The organism is Pseudomonas sp. KCJK9058 (genome assembly GCF_046230975.1).
GTDB lineage: Bacteria > Pseudomonadota > Gammaproteobacteria > Pseudomonadales > Pseudomonadaceae > Aquipseudomonas > Aquipseudomonas alloputida.
Genome location: NZ_JBJJLR010000003.1, coordinates 136,186 through 152,417, shown reverse-complemented (window position 1 = coordinate 152,417; position 16,232 = coordinate 136,186). Strand labels below are relative to the sequence as shown.

Sequence of the window (16,232 nt, the reverse complement as noted above, 5' to 3'; positions counted from 1 at the left end):
TGCGCCGTGGCACGCGAAACTACAACATCATGCGAAAGATTTGCATTTGCTGTAAAGGGGCGGGCGCGCAATTCATGTAAATCAGGGGGCACGGCCTGTAACCGGGCAGGTGGCCTCAGGACACCGAAACCCGGTTGCGTTGCGCTTGTTTGAGGAAGTGGGTCAGTTCACGGGCCGAAAGGGGCTTGCTGTAGTGGTAGCCCTGGCCCTCGTGGCAACCCTGGGCAACGATGTAGGTTTCCTGCTCGGCAGTCTCCACGCCCTCGGCGATGACCTGCATCCCCAGGCTCTTGCCCAGCTGGATGATGGCGCGAACGATGGTGGCGTCGTCATCATCGTCGAGCAGGTCCTGAACGAAGCTCTTGTCGATCTTGATCTTGTCCAGTGGCAGCGACTTCAGGTAGCTGAGGGACGAGTAGCCGGTGCCGAAGTCGTCGATGGCAATCAGCGCCCCGGAGCGGCGCAGGCTCAACAGGTGCTGGGCGGCGGTGCTGATGTCTTCCATCAGGCCGGTTTCGGTGACTTCCAGTTCCAGGCTGCGCGGTGGTAGGCGATAGGCTTGCAGCAGGTTGTTGACCACCCGTGGCAGCTCGCTGTGGTGCAGTTGCACGGTAGACAGGTTGACCGCCATGCGCAGGTCGCTGAAGCCTTGGTCGTGCCATTCGCGCAGTTGCCGGCAGGCCTGGTCAAGCACCCATTCGCCGATGCTGATGATGCTGCCGTTCTGCTCGGCCAGGGGGATGAACTGGTCGGGTGGCACCATGCCCAGTTCCGGGTGCTGCCAGCGCAGCAGGGCCTCTACGCCAACCACCCGGTGGTCGCGGTAGCTGATCTGTGGCTGATACACCAGGTAAAGCTGGTTGCGGGGCAGGGCTTCACGCAGGTCCTTTTCCAGTTCGCGACGGCGACGCATCTCGCTGTCGACGCTGGCGATATAGAACTGGTAGCGGTTGCGCGAGCGGGCCTTGGCCAGGGTCATGGTCTGTTCGGCTTTCTGCAGCAGTTTTTCGGTGCTGTCACCGTCTTCGGGGAACAGGGTGATGCCGATGGTCGCGCGCAGGCGGATTTGCTCGTGGTCGAGGTCGAACGGTACTTCCAGGTCATCAAGGATGCTTTGCGCCAGTTCGGCAGCCTCGTAGGGCTGCTCGATATTGGCCTGTACCAGGGCGAACTGGTCGCCGCCCAGCCGCGCCAGAGCGCCCAGGCGGCCGCTGTGGGCGCGTAGTCGATCGGCCAGGGCCAGCAGCAACTGGTCACCGACCTGGTAGCTGAACTGTTCGTTGATACCCTTGAAGTCGTCCAGGCCAACGCACAGCACTGCCACACGGTGCTGCAGACGGCCGCCGTCGACGAGGATCTTGTCCAGTTGCTGCTGCAGTTGCTGGCGGTTGGGCAGGCCGGTAAGGAAGTCGTACTGGGCCATGCGTTGCAGGCTGTTTTCCGCCTCGTGGCGCAGATGGGTGTTGCGCTCGATCGAGGCCAGCAACTGGTTGGCGGTGTTCACCCACAGGCCCAGTTCGTTTTTCTCGTGGCCCTTGAGCAGCGGTATCTGGTGCTGGCTGGGGCGGTCAGGGTTGATCTGGGTGAGGTGCTCGATGATCTTCGACAGCGGTTTGGTCAGCAGCCAGTGGTAGACCAGGTAAAGCACCAGGCCCATGGCCATGGCCCGCAGCACGCCGGATATGAAGATGATCACCGCGTTGATCAGGAAATCTTTGCCGTAGGAGGAGGTATCGAGGGTAATGCTGAGGTCGCCGTAGTATTCGCTGTAAGGGCCACGGCCGACCAGTTGCGTGGTGTAGGTGCGCTCCTGGCCGAGGATGAGGTCGGTGAGCCAGCGCATGGACATGTCCTGCAGCGGGCGGGACTTTTCTGCCAGCATGGTTTCGTTGGGGTGGCCAATGGAGGCCATGCGCACTGATTCGTCCTGGAACAGGCCTTCCATGACCTGCATGCCCATTTCACGGTCGAGGCTGTAAACCGCCTGGGTCGAGGGATCGCGGAACATGTCGAGGATGCGCTGGGCATCGTTGTCCACGGCCTGGCGGGTCTTGTAGGTGTCATAGACGATTTGCGCACAGCTGAGCACGACGCCAACCGCCAACGCCGACAGCAGCACGACCCTGAGCAACTTGACCGACAAGCTGTTCCGCAATTCCAGCTTCAATGGGGTTTCCTTAATCCATGCGCATGGCATCATTTTGCCATCAACGATGACGATACACTACCGGCCGACCGTTAGCAGTGTATCGGTTGCCTGACCCCGCAACTTGAATGCGCTGTATCAATCTTCCAGAGGTTTGATGTTAGCGCGCTATGCGGGCTGAGCAAGCAAAACCGTGCCAGCCTGTTTGCGGCAACACAGGCACAAAAAAACCCGGCACATGGCCGGGTTTCTCGTTCAAGGCCGAATGACTCAGGCCTTGAAGGTCTTGCCTTCGAACTGCTCGGCAACGAAGGCCCAGTTGACCAGGTTCCAGAACGCCTCGACGTACTTCGGACGCAGGTTGCGGTAGTCGATGTAGTAGGCGTGTTCCCAGACGTCGCAGGTCAGCAGCGGGGTGTCGCCGCTGGTCAGTGGGCAGCCGGCGCCGATGGTGCTGGCCAGGGCCAGGGAACCGTCAGCTTTCTTCACCAGCCAGCCCCAGCCGGAACCGAAGGTGCCAACCGAAGTCTTGGTGAACTCTTCCTTGAACTTGTCGAAGGAACCGAAAGCGGCGTTGATGGCGTCAGCCAGTGCACCGGTAGGCTGGCCGCCGCCGTTTGGCGACAGGCAGTTCCAGTAGAAGGTGTGGTTCCAGACTTGAGCGGCGTTGTTGAAGATGCCGCCCGAAGAGCTCTTGACGATCTCTTCCAGGGTCTTGCCTTCGAATTCGGTGCCTGGGACCAGGTTGTTCAGGTTCACGACATAGGTGTTGTGGTGCTTGTCGTGGTGATACTCCAGGGTTTCCTTGGAGATGTGCGGCTGCAGGGCATCATGGGCGTACGGCAGCGGCGGCAATTCAAAAGCCATGGTGGATCTCCTGATTCAGGTCTGTTTGCGGTTTGCGCAAGGCCGATCACGGGCGGCCCGATAAGCGTCGGCGAGTCTGTACTCTTTGCGACGCAAGGGCTGGATCATAGCACCGGGCCCGGCGCATAACCACGCAACAAACATAGGGAATAGAGGTTCCGGAGGGGTTGGTCTGTGCCGACCGGCGGCTCGGCGTTGCGCGGGTGTTGCCTGCAAGACCGCGTGCCGCTCGATCTTGCCGTTGATGAATATGCCGCGCCCCGAGGTCAGTTGAAGATCAATTGCGCCGCCACCGCGAACATCATCACCGCCACCATCAGGTCGAGCATGCGCCAGGTCGCCGGCCGCGCCAGCCACGGTGCCAGCCACGCCGCGCCAATGGCCAGGGTCGAGAACCACAGCAGCGAAGCGCTGGCCGCACCGGCCACGTAGGCGCCAGGGGCGGACTGTTGGGCGCCCAGCGAGCCGATCAGCAACACCGTATCGAGGTACACGTGCGGGTTCAGCAGGGTCACCGCCAGGGCGCTGAGCAGTACGGCGCGACGTGAGCGAACGCCCTGGCCTTGCTGGTGCTGCAGGCTCTGCTTGGAGCAGGCACTGCGCAGCGCCTTGGCGCCGTACCAGATCAGGAACACTGCGCCGCCCCAGCGGGCGATTGCCAGCAAGGTCGGGTTGTGTGCCAGCACGGTGGCCAGGCCGAATACCCCGGCGGCCACGAGGATGGCGTCACAGACGATGCACAGCGCTGCCACCGGCAGGTGATGCTCACGGCGCAGGCTCTGGGCGAGGACGAAGGCGTTCTGGGCGCCGATGGCCATGATCAGGCCGAAGGCCACCAGCATGCCATTGAGATAGCTTTGCCACATGGCAGGGCTCTCCAAAAAGGGTCACGGAAGATGCTGGCCATTGTGATGTTCGGCGCTGTATAAGAAAAACAAATAAAGCTGATCGCCCATTAGGAAAATCGATGTTCGACTACAAACTGCTGGCTGCCCTCGCGGCCGTGATCGAACAAGGCGGTTTCGAGCGTGCGGCGCAGGTGCTGGGCTTGTCGCAATCGGCCATTTCCCAGCGCATCAAGTTGCTTGAGGCGCGGGTCGGTCAGCCCGTGTTGGTACGTGCCTCGCCGCCCGGCACGACCGAAGTCGGTCGGCAGCTACTCAACCATGTGCAGCAGGTGCGCCTGCTTGAACGCGACCTGCAGCGCCAGGTACCGGCGCTGGATGAAGAGGGCATGCCGGAGCGCCTGCGTATCGCCCTCAACGCCGATAGCCTGGCCACCTGGTGGGCCGGCGCGGTGGGCAACTTCTGCGCACAACAGAACGTGCTGACCGACCTGGTGGTTGAGGACCAGGAAGTGGGCCTGAAACGCATGCGTGCCGGCGAAGTGGCGGCCTGCCTGTGTGGGAGCGAGCGGCCGGTAGCCGGCGCACGCAGTTTGCCACTGGGGGCCATGCGCTACCGGGCATTGGCCAGTCCCGTGTTCATGGCGCGGCACTTCCCCCAAGGTTTTGTCGCCAGCCGCCTGGCCCGTACGCCAGCGATCGTGTACGGCCCGGACGATTTCCTGCAGCATCGCTACCTGGCATCGCTGGGCATAGAGGGTGGTTTCCTGCACCACCTGTGCCCTTCATCCGAAGGCTTCCTGCGCATGACCGAGGCCGGGTTGGGATGGGGCCTGGTGCCCGAACTGCAGGCCCGGGAGCAACTGGCCAGTGGGCAATTGGTGGAAATCTGCCGCGATACCCCTATCGATGTGCCGCTGTACTGGCATCATTGGCGCAATGGCGGGCAATTGCTCGCGCAACTGACCGACCACCTGCGGCACACCGCACAGCATTGGCTGGTGCCCTTGTAGCCGTGGCTGGCGTCAGTTGCATCTGAAATCTGGCAAGACGGAGTGTTACATGCGAATTCTGGTCACCGGCGCGAGTGGCTTCATTGGCGGGCGTTTTGCGCGTTTCGCCCTGGAGCAAGGCCTGGACGTGCGCGTCAGCGGCCGCCGTGCCGAAGGGGTCGAGCATCTGGTCAAGCGTGGCGCACAGTTCATCCCGGGTGATCTGGGTGACGCCGAGCTGGCCCGGCGTTTGTGCCAGGGTGTCGAAGCCGTGGTGCATTGCGCTGGCGCGGTGGGTAACTGGGGGCGCTATCAGGATTTCTACCAAGGCAACGTGGTGGTGACCGAGAACGTGGTCGAGGGCTGCCTGAAAGAGCACGTACGGCGCCTGGTGCATCTGTCTTCGCCGTCGATTTACTTCAATGGCCGTTCGCGTCTGGACGTCCGTGAAGACCAGGTACCGCGTCGCTTCCACGATCACTATGGGCAAACCAAGTACCTGGCCGAGCAGAAAGTGTTCGGTGCCCAGGAGTTCGGCCTGGAAGTGCTGGCGCTGCGTCCGCGCTTCGTTACCGGTGCGGGCGATGCCAGTATCTTCCCGCGGCTGATGCAGATGCAGCGCAAAGGGCGTGTGGCGATCATCGGCAACGGCCTGAACAAGGTCGATTTCACCAGTGTGCACAACCTTAACGAGGCGCTGCTAAGTGCATTGTTCGCTGATGACCGGGCGCTGGGCCAGGCTTACAACATAAGCAACGGCCAGCCACTGCCGCTGTGGGACGTGGTCAACTACGTGATGCGCCAGATGCAGCTTTCCCAGGTGACCCGCTACCGTTCCTATGGCCTTGCCTATAGCCTGGCCGCGCTCAACGAGGCGGCCTGCATGTTATGGCCAGGGCGCCCGCAACCGACCTTGTCGCGCCTGGGGATGCAGGTGATGAGCCGTGATTTCACCCTGGATATCAGCCGTGCCCGGCAGTACCTGGACTACCAACCCAAGGTCAGCCTGTGGACGGCGCTGGATGAATTCTGCGGCTGGTGGAAGCATTTGCCGCCCGGCTGACAATGGTCATCAATGCGCCGCGCTGGCGGTTTATACTCGTGCCTCTTTGTGACTACCGCGGTTGAATGTATCCATGCGTAACCATGCTCACGATGACTTTGATGACGTGCCTGCCTTGCGGGCGGGCACCGTTGATGATGACGAACTGATGCCGGCGCATGTGATGCGCAGCCGCCAGAAAGCCGCCCGCGGGGCTAGCACGGCGCCGTTGTGGGCGTTGATCGGTGCCGCGTTCATCGCGTTGGCGGGCCTGGGTTGGTGGAGCTTTCAGCAGATCTCGCTGATGGAGCAGCAACTGGTGGCGACCCAGGAAAGCTTTGCCCGCATCAGTGAAGAGGCGGCTGGCCGCCTTCAGGCGATCAGTGGCAAGGTGGCGGCCAGTGAGTCTGGCGCCACTACCAGCAGTGAGGCATTGAAGCTACAGCTGCGCCAGTTGCAGCAGGGTGTTGCCGGGCAGACCGGCGACCTGGGCAAGCGTCTGGAGCAGGTGCTGGCCGATACCCGAGAACAGCAGAAGGCTGTGACCGAGCTGCAAAGCCAGTTGCAGGCGCAACTGAAGCTGGTGAATGGCGAGTTGGCGGCGCTGCGTTCGGGCCAGGTCGATGGTGGCAAGCTGGATGCCCAGTTCAAGAGCCTGAGCGAGCAGGTTGCCGCGCTGAAAGCCTCACAGGTGGATGGCGGCCAGCTGGACGGCCAGCTCAAGAGTTTGGGTAGCGAGGTGGCGGCCTTGAAGAAACAGGGCAACCCGAGCGCTGAGATTCAGAGCCTGCAGCAGGACATGCTGGTGTTGAAGAGCCAGGTCGACAACCGCCCGGCCGCGGCGTCATCCAGTGGTGCTTCGGTGCAGGAGTTCGATGCCTTCCGTGCGCAGATGACGCGTAACCTGAATACGCTGCAGAGCCAGATTCAGAACCTGCAGCAACAGATCAACGCTCGGCCGTGACGCCGCAGGGGAGGGCGTTGCCCTCCTATCGCGACACAAGGCCGCTCCCACTATGTACGGTGTACGCCGATTGAGCTGCGCCCCGGCAATCTTGATTACAACCGCGGGTAATCGATGTACCCCACCGGCCCCTTGCCATAGAAGGTTTCGGGATGTGCCTCGTTCAACGGCGCATCCGCTGCCAGCCGTGCCGGCAGGTCGGGGTTGGCGATGAATGGCACACCAAACGCCACGGCATCCGCTTTGCCACTGGCCAGGGCCGCGTTGGCACTGGCCTTGTCGAACCGCTCGTTGACGATGTACAGGCCACCGAATGCCTCTTTGATCAGCGGCCCGATGCTGTCGTCGGCTTCCCGCTCCCGCGAGCAGATGAAGGCGATGCCGCGCTTGCCCAGCTCTCGGGCCACATAGGTGAAGGTCTCGGCGCGGTCGGCGTCGCCCATGTCATGGGCGTCGGCTCGCGGTGCCAGGTGCACACCTACGCGCTGCGCGCCCCACACTTCAATGGCCGCATCGGTCACCTCCAGCAGCAGGCGCGCGCGGTTTTCCAGCGAGCCACCGTAACGGTCGGTGCGCTGGTTGGTGCTGCTTTGCAGGAATTGGTCGAGCAGGTAACCGTTGGCGCCATGGATCTCCACACCATCGAAACCGGCAGCCTTGGCATTTTCGGCACCGCTGCGGTAGGCCTCGACGATGTCGTTGATTTCTTCGGTTTCCAGCGCCCGCGGGGTAGGGTAGTCACTCAGCGGGCGCACCAGGCTCACATGGCCCTTGGGCTGGATCGCGCTGGGGGCCACAGGCAGTTCGCCATTCAGATAGCTGGGGTGGGAGATACGACCCACGTGCCACAGCTGCAGGAAGATGCGACCGCCCGCGGCATGTACGGCCTTTGTCACATTGTTCCAGCCACGTACCTGTTCATCGTTCCAGATGCCAGGGGTATCTGGGTAGCCGACGCCCATTGGGCTGACCGAAGTGGCCTCGCTGAGGATCAGCCCGGCGCTGGCACGTTGTACGTAGTATTCGGCCATCAGCGCATTGGGCACACGGCCCTCATCGGCACGGCAGCGGGTGAGCGGGGCCATGATGATACGGTTGGGCAGTTGCAGGTCGCCCAGTTTGATCGGATCGAAAAGCGTGGTCATTGTGGTTACCTGCCTTGTCAAAGTGCTTGGCGTAGTTGTTCGAGGAACGCCTGGATGGTGGCTTCGTCGCGTTTGAAGAAGTGCCATTGGCCAATCTTCTGGCTGCTGATCAGCCCGGCGCGCTGCAACGTGGCCAGGTGGGCAGAGACGGTCGACTGCGACAGGCCGCAGCGTTGGTCGATTTGCCCCGCACACACACCGTTTTCGGTGCTGTGGTACTGGTCCGGAAACTGGGTTGCCGGGTCTTTCAGCCAGCTGAGAATTTCTCGCCTGACCGGGTGGGCCAGTGCTTTTATGATTTCGTCGAGATCGAGTGGCATGGTTTGAGGCTCGTTGTAGCGGTATATCGCGATAAGCCGAAATATAATTCGCTGAATTCCGATATACAAATACGAAGGCGTTCTGAGCTGAGCACGAATCGATATATCGCGTTATAACGATATGCTGGGTGGCGATGCTAGACTGCGCTCATGAACTACCTCGCACACTTGCACCTGGGCGGCGCGGCGCCGCAACAACTGCTTGGCAGCCTGTATGGCGACTTTGTCAAAGGCTCCTTGGAAGGGCGCTTTCCGCCTGCGCTGGAGGCGGCCATCCGGCTGCACCGGCATATCGACAGTTACACTGACCAGCATCCGTTGGTGCTGGCGGCTCTGGCACGTTTTCCGCGCGAGCGGCGGCGCTTTGCCGGCATCGTCCTGGATGTGTTTTTCGACCATTGCCTGGCACGGCACTGGGGCAACTACGCCGATCAGCCGCTGGAGCAGTTCACTGGCGCGTTTTATCGGGTATTGCTGGCAGAGCCCGAGCTGCCTGGGCGGCTGGCGCGGATTGCGCCGTTCATGGCAGCGGATGACTGGCTAGGGGCGTATGGCGATTTCGACACGCTGGAGCAGGTGTTCAACGGCATTGCCCGGCGCTTGTCACGGCCTGAGGGGATGGCCGGGGTGATGGTGGAACTGGAGCGACTGTATGAGCCGCTGCTGGCGGATTTTCGCGAGTTCTACCCGCAGTTGCAGGCGTTTGCGGCGGTAGGGCGGATGTCTGACAGTTAGAGGTGTGTGGGTGATACTGGCCCCTTCGCGGGTAAACCCGCTCCTACGGGCAATGCGCTCGGTGTAGGAGCGGGTTCACCCGCGAAAGGGCCAGAACAGGCAGTACACGCATTCAGGCAGCCCGCGCCTGTCGACGTGGCGCCATCTCCACGTCTTCAACCCCAAACAGCGCCAGGTGAATCGCCTGTTGCGCCTGCAATGCCAGCACCGCACGTTCCTTGCCCACGCTACCTATTGGCTGCAGCAGGTGGATGCACACCTCGCCCCGCGGCTGGGCGAACAGGCGCATCAGGTGCGACACCAGGTCGTCCTCACCAATGAACGGCGCTACCGGGTCGATCTGGCCATCACGCCGGTACTGGATAGCGACTGGCTGCACTGCCACGCCACGGTCGATGGCACCTGCCAGCAGGCGGCCATGAAAGGTGCGCAACGAGCGGCCGCTGGTAGTGGTGCCTTCGGGGAATATCAGCAGCGGGCGGGCCAGCCCCAGTTGCCCGGCGATCTGTTCGCGCAGGCGCTGACTGTCGCCACCACCACGGCGAATGAACAGCGTGCCGGCCTTTTCCGCCAGCCAGCCGGCCACCGGCCAGTGGCGCACTTCGGCCTTGGACAGGAAAGACAGCGGCGTGAGCATGCCAAGCAGGGGGATGTCGGTCCAGGAAACATGGTTGCTGACCCACAGCATCGGTCGCTGTGGAAGTTCGCCAACTACCTTCACGTCGAAGGGCAGGGCGGCGACCAGGCGCTTCATGAACAGGCAGGTCCAGCGCTGGCGCCGTTCGATCGGCGCCTTGAAGCCCAAGCGTTCGCCCAAGGCGATAATGCTGGCCATCAGCATGCCCTGCGCCAGCACCAGCAGCAGTCGGATGAGGCGGGCCAGTACCCGCAACTTCGGCATCAGACCGCCGCCTTGAAGTGGCGGGCGTAGCGTGGGCACAACTCGTCGCGTTTGAGCAGGATGAACACGTCTGCCACCTGGAAGTCTTCGTCCCAGCATGGCTCGCCGCAAATCTTCGCGCCCAGGCGCATATAGGCCTTGAGCAGCGGTGGCATTTCGGCAATGACGTTATTGGGCAGGGCCAGTTTCGGCAGCGGGTTCTTCGGCTCGGCACGCAGGTGTTCGGTGCACAGGTAACGTTCACGCAGGCGCTGCATCACTGCATGGGCCTGCACGCCGCCGTCCTGCATGGGGATACTGGCACAGCCCATCAGATAGCTGTAGCGGCCCTCGTTGAGCACCTCGGCCAGTTCGCCCCAGAGCACGGCGATGGTACCGCCGTTGCGGTAGTCGGGGGCGACGCAGGTACGGCCCAGTTCGAGGATTGGGCCTTGCAACTGCAACAGGCCGTGCAGGCTGAATTCTTCTTCGCTGTAGAAACGGCCCAGGCTACTGGCGGCCTGGTGATCGAGCAGGCGGGTGGTGGCAACCAGTTCGCCGGTGCTCAGGTCGCGTACACCAATGTGGCGGCAGTGCACATCGTAGTCGTCCATGTCCAGGCCCTGCTCGGCACCTTTGAGCTTGGCCTTGAATTCTGCGCTGAATACGGTGTAGCGCAGAGCCTGGGCTTCTTGCAGCGCCGCGGCGCCAACCAGGCGTTCGGCTTGCAGACGGCGTTCGGTGCTGTAGTCGCCAGCGGTAGCGATCCGAGTCATTACGAGTCTCCATAAGCCAGCCAAGAAGGGTTGCGGCCGGTCGGCTTTGTTGTGCAAAGTCAGCCTAGGTAGACCCAGTGTCACCCCTGTGAATGTTTGGTGATGCTTGCGTGACACACCCTGAGCCTTAACTGAAAGCCCTCCAGCAAGGAGCTGTTCCATGGCCTGGTTGCAACGACTCAACGATCCGCTTCGCCTCGCGCCGACAGGCACCCTGGGCGAAACCTACGCCGCGCTGCTTGAGCGCCTCGGCCCGGTTGCCCCGTTCGAATTGGCGGTACTGGGTGGGCGTGCAATGGCCACCCCGGGCCTGGCCTTCCTGGTGGGTTACCAGGCTGCCCTTCGCGTGCTGTGGCCCAGTGCGCCGCACAGCCTTGGCGCCTTGTGTGCCACCGAGCGGCGCAGCGTGCGGCCGGCAGACATGCACACACGGCTGGACGCTCTGCGGCTGTCGGGCTGCAAAGACTTCGTTACCGCAGGCCTGGAGGCGGAGTGGTTGCTGGTGGCAGCGCGTAGCGAAGCGGCTGGCGCGGCGCCGCAATTGAGCCTGGCGGTGGTTTACCCCGGGGAGCCTGGGGTGACACTGGAGCCATTGCCGACCCTGCCGCTGATGCCGGAAGTCGGGCACGGCCGACTGCTGCTGGAGCAGGCATCGTGCGAGTTGCTGGCCGGTGACGGCTGGGATGCCTACGTGAAGCCGTTCCGTTCGCTGGAGGATTTGTATGTGCTCACGGCGCTGACCGCTTGGTTGTATGGCGTTGGGCAGGAGTGCGCTTGGCCGCAGGGGCTTCGCCTGCAGTTGCTTGGGCTGTTGGCCGGCTGCGCCGAGGGTAGCCGGCAGTGTGCCGATAGCACGGGTTGTCACTTGTTGCTGGGCGGGTTGTTTGCACAGTTCCAAGCGTTGCGGGGGGAGATCGATGCGGCGTTGGCGACAGGGCCGGGGCATTGGGCGCACATCTGGCAGCGTGACCAAGGGGTGATGGCGCTGGCGGCGTCGGCACGGGAGAAGCGGCTGAACAAGGCGTGGGTTGCTGCGGGATTGTCATGAATGGCTGACAGGTTTGTGTGAACCGATGAGCCGCGGCGTGGTACCTGTGGGGGCGGGGTTAGGTGCAAAGCGGCCGGTACTGGCAGCAGAAAACCTGAAAGACATGTCCTTTTATCGCGCTTGATCCCCGCAAATCCCAGCCGTTGACGTATCATTGGCCGCCTGACGGCAACCCCTCCAGGATCGCTTGCGCATGCTCGCCCTTCTTATCCAGACCCTGAACATCACGGCACCGGTTTTCGCCATGCTGTTCATGGGCGTCCTGCTCAAACGCATTCACTTGATCGACGACAACTTCAACCGCGTCGCCTCGCAGCTGGTATTCAACGTCTGCATGCCGGCGCTGCTCTTCCTCGGCATCTACCACGCCGACCTGGCCGCAGCGGTCAAGCCCGGTGTCATCCTGTATTTCATCGTCGCCACCCTGGCCGGTTTCGCCCTTGCCTGGGGCATGGCCATCTGGCGCAGCCCGATGGCCGACCGAGGCATCTATACCCAGGGCGCCTTCCGCGGCAACAATGGTGTGATCGGCCTGGCCCTGGCCGCCAGCCTGTACGGTGACTATGGTATTTCCCTGGGGGCGGTGCTCGCAGGCCTGGTCATCCTCATGTACAACTCGCTGTCAGCGGTGGTTCTGGCGGTGTACAGCCCGGACCTCAAGTCCGACCCGTGGAGCATCTGCAAGAGCATTTTCAGCAACCCGCTGATCATCAGCGTGCTGGTGGCCGCGCCGATGGCTTACGGCCAGGTGCCATTGCCCAACTGGCTGCTGACCTCAGGCGACTACCTGGCACAGATGACCCTGCCGCTGGCGCTGATCTGTATCGGTGGCACGCTGTCGCTGGCAGCGCTGCGTAACTGTGGCCGGCTGGCCATCGATGCCAGCCTCGTGAAAATGCTCTGGCTGCCGCTGCTCGGCACCCTTGGGGCCTGGTTGTGCGGGTTTCGCGGGGCGGAACTGGGCATCCTGTTCCTGTACATAGGCAGCCCGACCGCTGCGGCCAGCTACGTGATGGCGCGGGCGGCCAACGGCAATCATGAACTGGCCGCGTCGATCATCGTGATTACCACGCTAATGGCGGCGATCACCACCAACATTGGTATTTTCATCTTGCAGTGGGGCGGATGGATCTAGATCCTTGACTGCAAATAACAGCAACAACACTGCCTCACTGAGCTAAAGGACACTTCATGCAAGACCAGAGCACGCCCGAGCGGTTACAGCGCGGGCTGAAGAATCGCCATATCCAGCTGATCGCGCTGGGCGGGGCCATCGGTACCGGGTTGTTCCTGGGCATTGCCCAGACCATCCAGTTGGCCGGCCCCTCCGTGTTGCTGGGCTACGCCATCGCCGGCCTGATGGCCTTCCTGATCATGCGCCAGCTGGGTGAAATGGTGGTGGAAGAGCCGGTCGCCGGCAGCTTCAGCCACTTCGCCCACCAATACTGGAGCGAGTTCGCCGGCTTTGTCTCAGGCTGGAATTACTGGGTGGTGTACGTGCTGGTCGGCATGGCCGAGCTGACGGCAGTCGGTATCTACGTGCAGTACTGGTGGCCGGACTTCCCCACCTGGGCCACGGCGGCGATCTTCTTCGTGGTGATCAACCTGATCAACCTGACCCAGGTGAAGGTCTATGGCGAGATGGAGTTCTGGTTCGCCCTGGTCAAGGTAGTAGCCATCGTCAGCATGATCGGCTTTGGTGCCTGGTTGCTGGGCAGCGGTCATGGTGGCCCGGATGCCAGCGTGGCCAACCTGTGGCAGTACGGCGGCTTCTTCCCTAACGGCGTCACGGGTCTGGTAATGGCCCTGGCGGTGATCATGTTCTCGTTCGGTGGCCTGGAGTTGGTCGGCATCACGGCTGCCGAGGCTGACAACCCGCGCGAGAGCATCCCCAAGGCCACCAACCAGGTGGTGTACCGCATCCTGATTTTCTACATCGGTGCCTTGGCAGTGCTGTTGTCGCTGTACCCGTGGCAGAAGGTGGTGCAGGGCGGCAGCCCGTTCGTGATGATCTTCCACGAACTGGACAGCGACCTGGTGGCGACCATCCTCAATATCGTGGTGCTGACGGCTGCGCTCTCGGTGTACAACAGCTGTGTGTACGCCAATAGCCGTATGCTGTTCGGCCTGGCCAGCCAGGGCGATGCGCCGCGTCAGTTGCTGAAGGTGAGCCGTAGCGGCGTACCGCTGACTGCGCTGGCCGTGTCGGCTTTTGCGACCGGCCTGTGCGTGCTGATCAATTACCTGATGCCGGGCGGGGCCTTTGGCTTGCTGATGGCGTTGGCAGTGTCCGCGTTGGTGATCAACTGGGCGAGCATCAGCATTACCCACCTCAAATTCCGCAAGGCCAAGCTGGCCGCCGGGATCACCCCCTTCTACAAAAGCCTGGGGCACCCACTGACCAACTACCTGTGCCTGGCGTTCATCGTGCTGATCCTGGTGGTGATGTACCTGACGCCGCCGATTCGCATCTCGGTAATGCTGATCCCGGCATGGATCGCTGTGCTGTGGGTGGCCTTCAAGCTGAAGAAGGCTCGCCAGGCCAAGGGCTGATCGGGTTTGTTCGTAAGGGGTATGCCGTTAGGTTTTCGGCGCCTGTGAGATCGAGCGCCGCCCGCGCGGCGCTTCGCCGGTAAACCCGCTCCTACGTTTGTTTCGGGGCAGTCCGTTCTGTGCCAGGCGCGCGCGACCGCCTTGTTTGTACGACGCGATATCGAGGTATGCGCCAAAGCGTTCGCGCGCAAATCCCACAGGAATAATTGGCCCGAAACAAACGTAGGAGCGGGTTTACCCGCGAAGCGCCGCGCGGGCGGCGCTCGATCTCACAGGCGATGAAAGCCTAAAGGCATGCGTCTGCGGCCCTGACGCGTGCCCCTTCCATGCCCCTCAATGCTGCCTCCGCCAGGCACGCACAGTGGTGTACAGCAACACCGCAGCGAGCACCGGCAGTACATAGAACAGCATCAATCGCTCCAGGCGGCCAGCCAGCGGCATACCCATGGTAAAAGCCGCCACATGAAGGCCGTAGGCCAGGTACAGGCAAAGAAACACCAGGCCTTCGGCGCGAGTGATGCGGTAACCGGAATAGAACACTGGCAGGCTCAGGACAGCAACGCCGAGCATTACAGGCAGATCGAAAGACAGCGCGTTAGGCGAGATCGACAGGGGTTCCGGGGTGATCAGTGCGGTCAGGCCCAGTACGGCCAGCAGGTTGAACAGGTTGCTGCCGATCACCGTGCCCACGGCGATCTCCCGTTCGCCACGCAAGGCGGCGATCAGCGCAGCGGCCAGTTCCGGCATGGAGGTGCAGATGGCGACGACCGTCAGGCCGATAATACGCTCGGACAGGCCCAGGTCGGTGGCGACCTCGATGGCAGCTTCCAGTAGCAAGTGGCCCGCCAGGCTCAGCAGGCCAAGGCCGACCAGTATCTGCAGCAGCGTACCTGACCAGAAGCGCCCGGCCCCGGACCTGGCGGCGTCCGGGGCCGGGTAGGTGCGTGCGTAATGGCGCGACTGATGCCAGAGCATTGCCAGGTAACCGGCCAGCCCCAGCAATAGCAGTGCCCCTTCCACCCTACCCAGGTGGGCATTGGCGGACAGTGCATACACCAGCCCGCTGGCGACGATCATCAAGGGAAGATCCAGGCGCACCAGCTGACGAGACACCCGTAGCGGGATGATCAGCGCGGCCAGGCCGAGAATGACCAGCACGTTGAAGATGTTGCTGCCGATCACGCTGCCTACTGCCACATCCGGCGCGCCCTGGTAGGCAGCCTGCAGGCTTACGGTCAATTGTGGCGCGGTACTGCCGAAGGCCACCAGGCTCAGGCCTATGATCAGCGGGCGAACGTGCAGGCGTTGCGCCAGGCGCAAGGCGGAGCGCACCAATAGCTCGGCGCCACCGATCAGCAACAACAGGGCAACGCCCATTTGCAGCAGGCTAAAAGTGGGGAGGGTGGCCAGGTCGAAAATGGTCGGACTCCTGTCGCGTCAGTCGCTAAGCCCTTGTACGCGCACGCGCGCTGTTCCGCTACGGAGCATACCGATTTTTTCTGCTGCTGCGCGAGACAGGTCGATCAGGCGGCCGCGGGTGTGCGGGCCACGGTCGTTGATGCGTACCACCACACTGCGCTGGTTGGCCATGTTGGTCACCCGTACACGTGTGCCGAACGGCAGGCTGCGGTGTGCGGCGGTGAGGCCGTGCTGGTTGAACGGTTCGCCACTGGCGGTGCGTTTGCCATGGTGGCGCGAGCCGTAGTAGGAAGCGGTGCCCGTCTGGTCGTAGCCGCGCGGGTCGATGTCATGGCTGGCGCAGCCGGCCAGGAAAGAAAACAGGGCGAGGGTGCCGAGGGAACGTTTTAGCAAGTCAGGTGCTCTCCGGTGCGACCATTCGCGGGTAAACCCGCTCCTACAGGGAAAACGCTGGCTTGTGTAGGAGCGGCTTCAGCCGCGAACGAGGGCGAAGCCCTCGC

Annotated in this window: 16 protein-coding genes; 7 read left to right on the top strand and 9 right to left on the bottom strand. The window is 62.6% G+C overall.

What is annotated here, in order from left to right:
- Positions 1-115: 115 nt before the first annotated feature.
- The 3 genes from ACK59Z_RS03760 to ACK59Z_RS03750 form a co-directional block, all read right to left on the bottom strand.
- Positions 116-2,167, bottom strand: a complete 2,052-nt coding sequence (locus ACK59Z_RS03760; protein WP_003255193.1) for a bifunctional diguanylate cyclase/phosphodiesterase — start codon at positions 2,165-2,167, stop codon at positions 116-118.
- 249 nt (positions 2,168-2,416) lie between these two features.
- Complete coding sequence (locus ACK59Z_RS03755; protein ID WP_003255187.1) at positions 2,417-3,013, bottom strand: superoxide dismutase; 597 nt, start codon at positions 3,011-3,013, stop codon at positions 2,417-2,419.
- Between the two features lie 266 nt (positions 3,014-3,279).
- A complete protein-coding gene (locus ACK59Z_RS03750; RefSeq protein ID WP_003255185.1) occupies positions 3,280-3,879 on the bottom strand; it encodes a LysE/ArgO family amino acid transporter in 600 nt (199 codons plus the stop codon).
- Between the two features lie 101 nt (positions 3,880-3,980).
- Here ACK59Z_RS03750 and ACK59Z_RS03745 point away from each other — a divergent pair, with 101 nt between their 5' ends.
- From ACK59Z_RS03745 to ACK59Z_RS03735, 3 genes are all read left to right on the top strand, one after another.
- Positions 3,981-4,871: a LysR family transcriptional regulator ArgP gene (locus ACK59Z_RS03745; RefSeq protein WP_003255184.1), complete on the top strand. Its 891-nt coding sequence runs from the start codon at positions 3,981-3,983 to the stop codon at positions 4,869-4,871.
- A gap of 49 nt (positions 4,872-4,920) precedes the next feature.
- Positions 4,921-5,913, top strand: coding sequence for an NAD(P)-dependent oxidoreductase (locus tag ACK59Z_RS03740; protein WP_108192168.1), 993 nt, complete (start codon positions 4,921-4,923; stop codon positions 5,911-5,913).
- A 73-nt stretch (positions 5,914-5,986) separates the two neighbouring features.
- A complete protein-coding gene (locus ACK59Z_RS03735) occupies positions 5,987-6,856 on the top strand; it encodes a hypothetical protein (RefSeq protein ID WP_003255181.1) in 870 nt (289 codons plus the stop codon).
- Positions 6,857-6,951: 95 nt separating this feature from the next.
- Here the strand turns inward: ACK59Z_RS03735 and ACK59Z_RS03730 are convergent, their stop codons facing one another.
- Positions 6,952-8,001, bottom strand: coding sequence for an alkene reductase (locus tag ACK59Z_RS03730; RefSeq protein ID WP_108192167.1), 1,050 nt, complete (start codon positions 7,999-8,001; stop codon positions 6,952-6,954).
- A gap of 17 nt (positions 8,002-8,018) precedes the next feature.
- Positions 8,019-8,321 (bottom strand): helix-turn-helix transcriptional regulator, encoded by a 303-nt coding sequence (locus tag ACK59Z_RS03725; RefSeq protein WP_003255178.1) that lies wholly within the window; start codon positions 8,319-8,321, stop codon positions 8,019-8,021.
- A gap of 150 nt (positions 8,322-8,471) precedes the next feature.
- Between ACK59Z_RS03725 and ACK59Z_RS03720 the strand changes: the two genes are divergently transcribed.
- A complete protein-coding gene (locus tag ACK59Z_RS03720; RefSeq protein ID WP_108192166.1) occupies positions 8,472-9,056 on the top strand; it encodes an ACP phosphodiesterase in 585 nt (194 codons plus the stop codon).
- Between the two features lie 112 nt (positions 9,057-9,168).
- Here the strand turns inward: ACK59Z_RS03720 and ACK59Z_RS03715 are convergent, their stop codons facing one another.
- Both ACK59Z_RS03715 and olsB read right to left on the bottom strand, forming a co-directional pair.
- A complete protein-coding gene (locus ACK59Z_RS03715) occupies positions 9,169-9,957 on the bottom strand; it encodes a lysophospholipid acyltransferase family protein (RefSeq protein ID WP_108192165.1) in 789 nt (262 codons plus the stop codon).
- Positions 9,957-10,712 (bottom strand): L-ornithine N(alpha)-acyltransferase, encoded by a 756-nt coding sequence (gene olsB / locus ACK59Z_RS03710; protein ID WP_003255175.1) that lies wholly within the window; start codon positions 10,710-10,712, stop codon positions 9,957-9,959. Before olsB ends, ACK59Z_RS03715 begins: the two co-directional genes overlap by 1 nt.
- Before the next feature lie 160 nt (positions 10,713-10,872).
- On the opposite strand from olsB, the gene ACK59Z_RS03705 reads away from it, so the two are divergent.
- From ACK59Z_RS03705 to ACK59Z_RS03695, 3 genes are all read left to right on the top strand, one after another.
- Positions 10,873-11,760 (top strand): hypothetical protein, encoded by an 888-nt coding sequence (locus ACK59Z_RS03705; RefSeq protein ID WP_019750549.1) that lies wholly within the window; start codon positions 10,873-10,875, stop codon positions 11,758-11,760.
- A gap of 193 nt (positions 11,761-11,953) precedes the next feature.
- Positions 11,954-12,895, top strand: a complete 942-nt coding sequence (locus ACK59Z_RS03700) for an AEC family transporter (RefSeq protein WP_003255173.1) — start codon at positions 11,954-11,956, stop codon at positions 12,893-12,895.
- A gap of 56 nt (positions 12,896-12,951) precedes the next feature.
- Complete coding sequence (locus ACK59Z_RS03695; protein WP_003255172.1) at positions 12,952-14,313, top strand: amino acid permease; 1,362 nt, start codon at positions 12,952-12,954, stop codon at positions 14,311-14,313.
- Between the two features lie 333 nt (positions 14,314-14,646).
- Here ACK59Z_RS03695 and ACK59Z_RS03690 read toward each other — a convergent pair whose 3' ends face one another.
- The gene (locus ACK59Z_RS03690) at positions 14,647-15,690 is read right to left on the bottom strand and encodes a calcium/sodium antiporter (protein WP_019750550.1); all 1,044 of its coding nucleotides are present in this window, start codon (positions 15,688-15,690) and stop codon (positions 14,647-14,649) included.
- A 60-nt stretch (positions 15,691-15,750) separates the two neighbouring features.
- Positions 15,751-16,125, bottom strand: a complete 375-nt coding sequence (locus ACK59Z_RS03685; RefSeq protein WP_003255170.1) for a septal ring lytic transglycosylase RlpA family protein — start codon at positions 16,123-16,125, stop codon at positions 15,751-15,753.
- Positions 16,126-16,232: the final 107 nt, after the last annotated feature.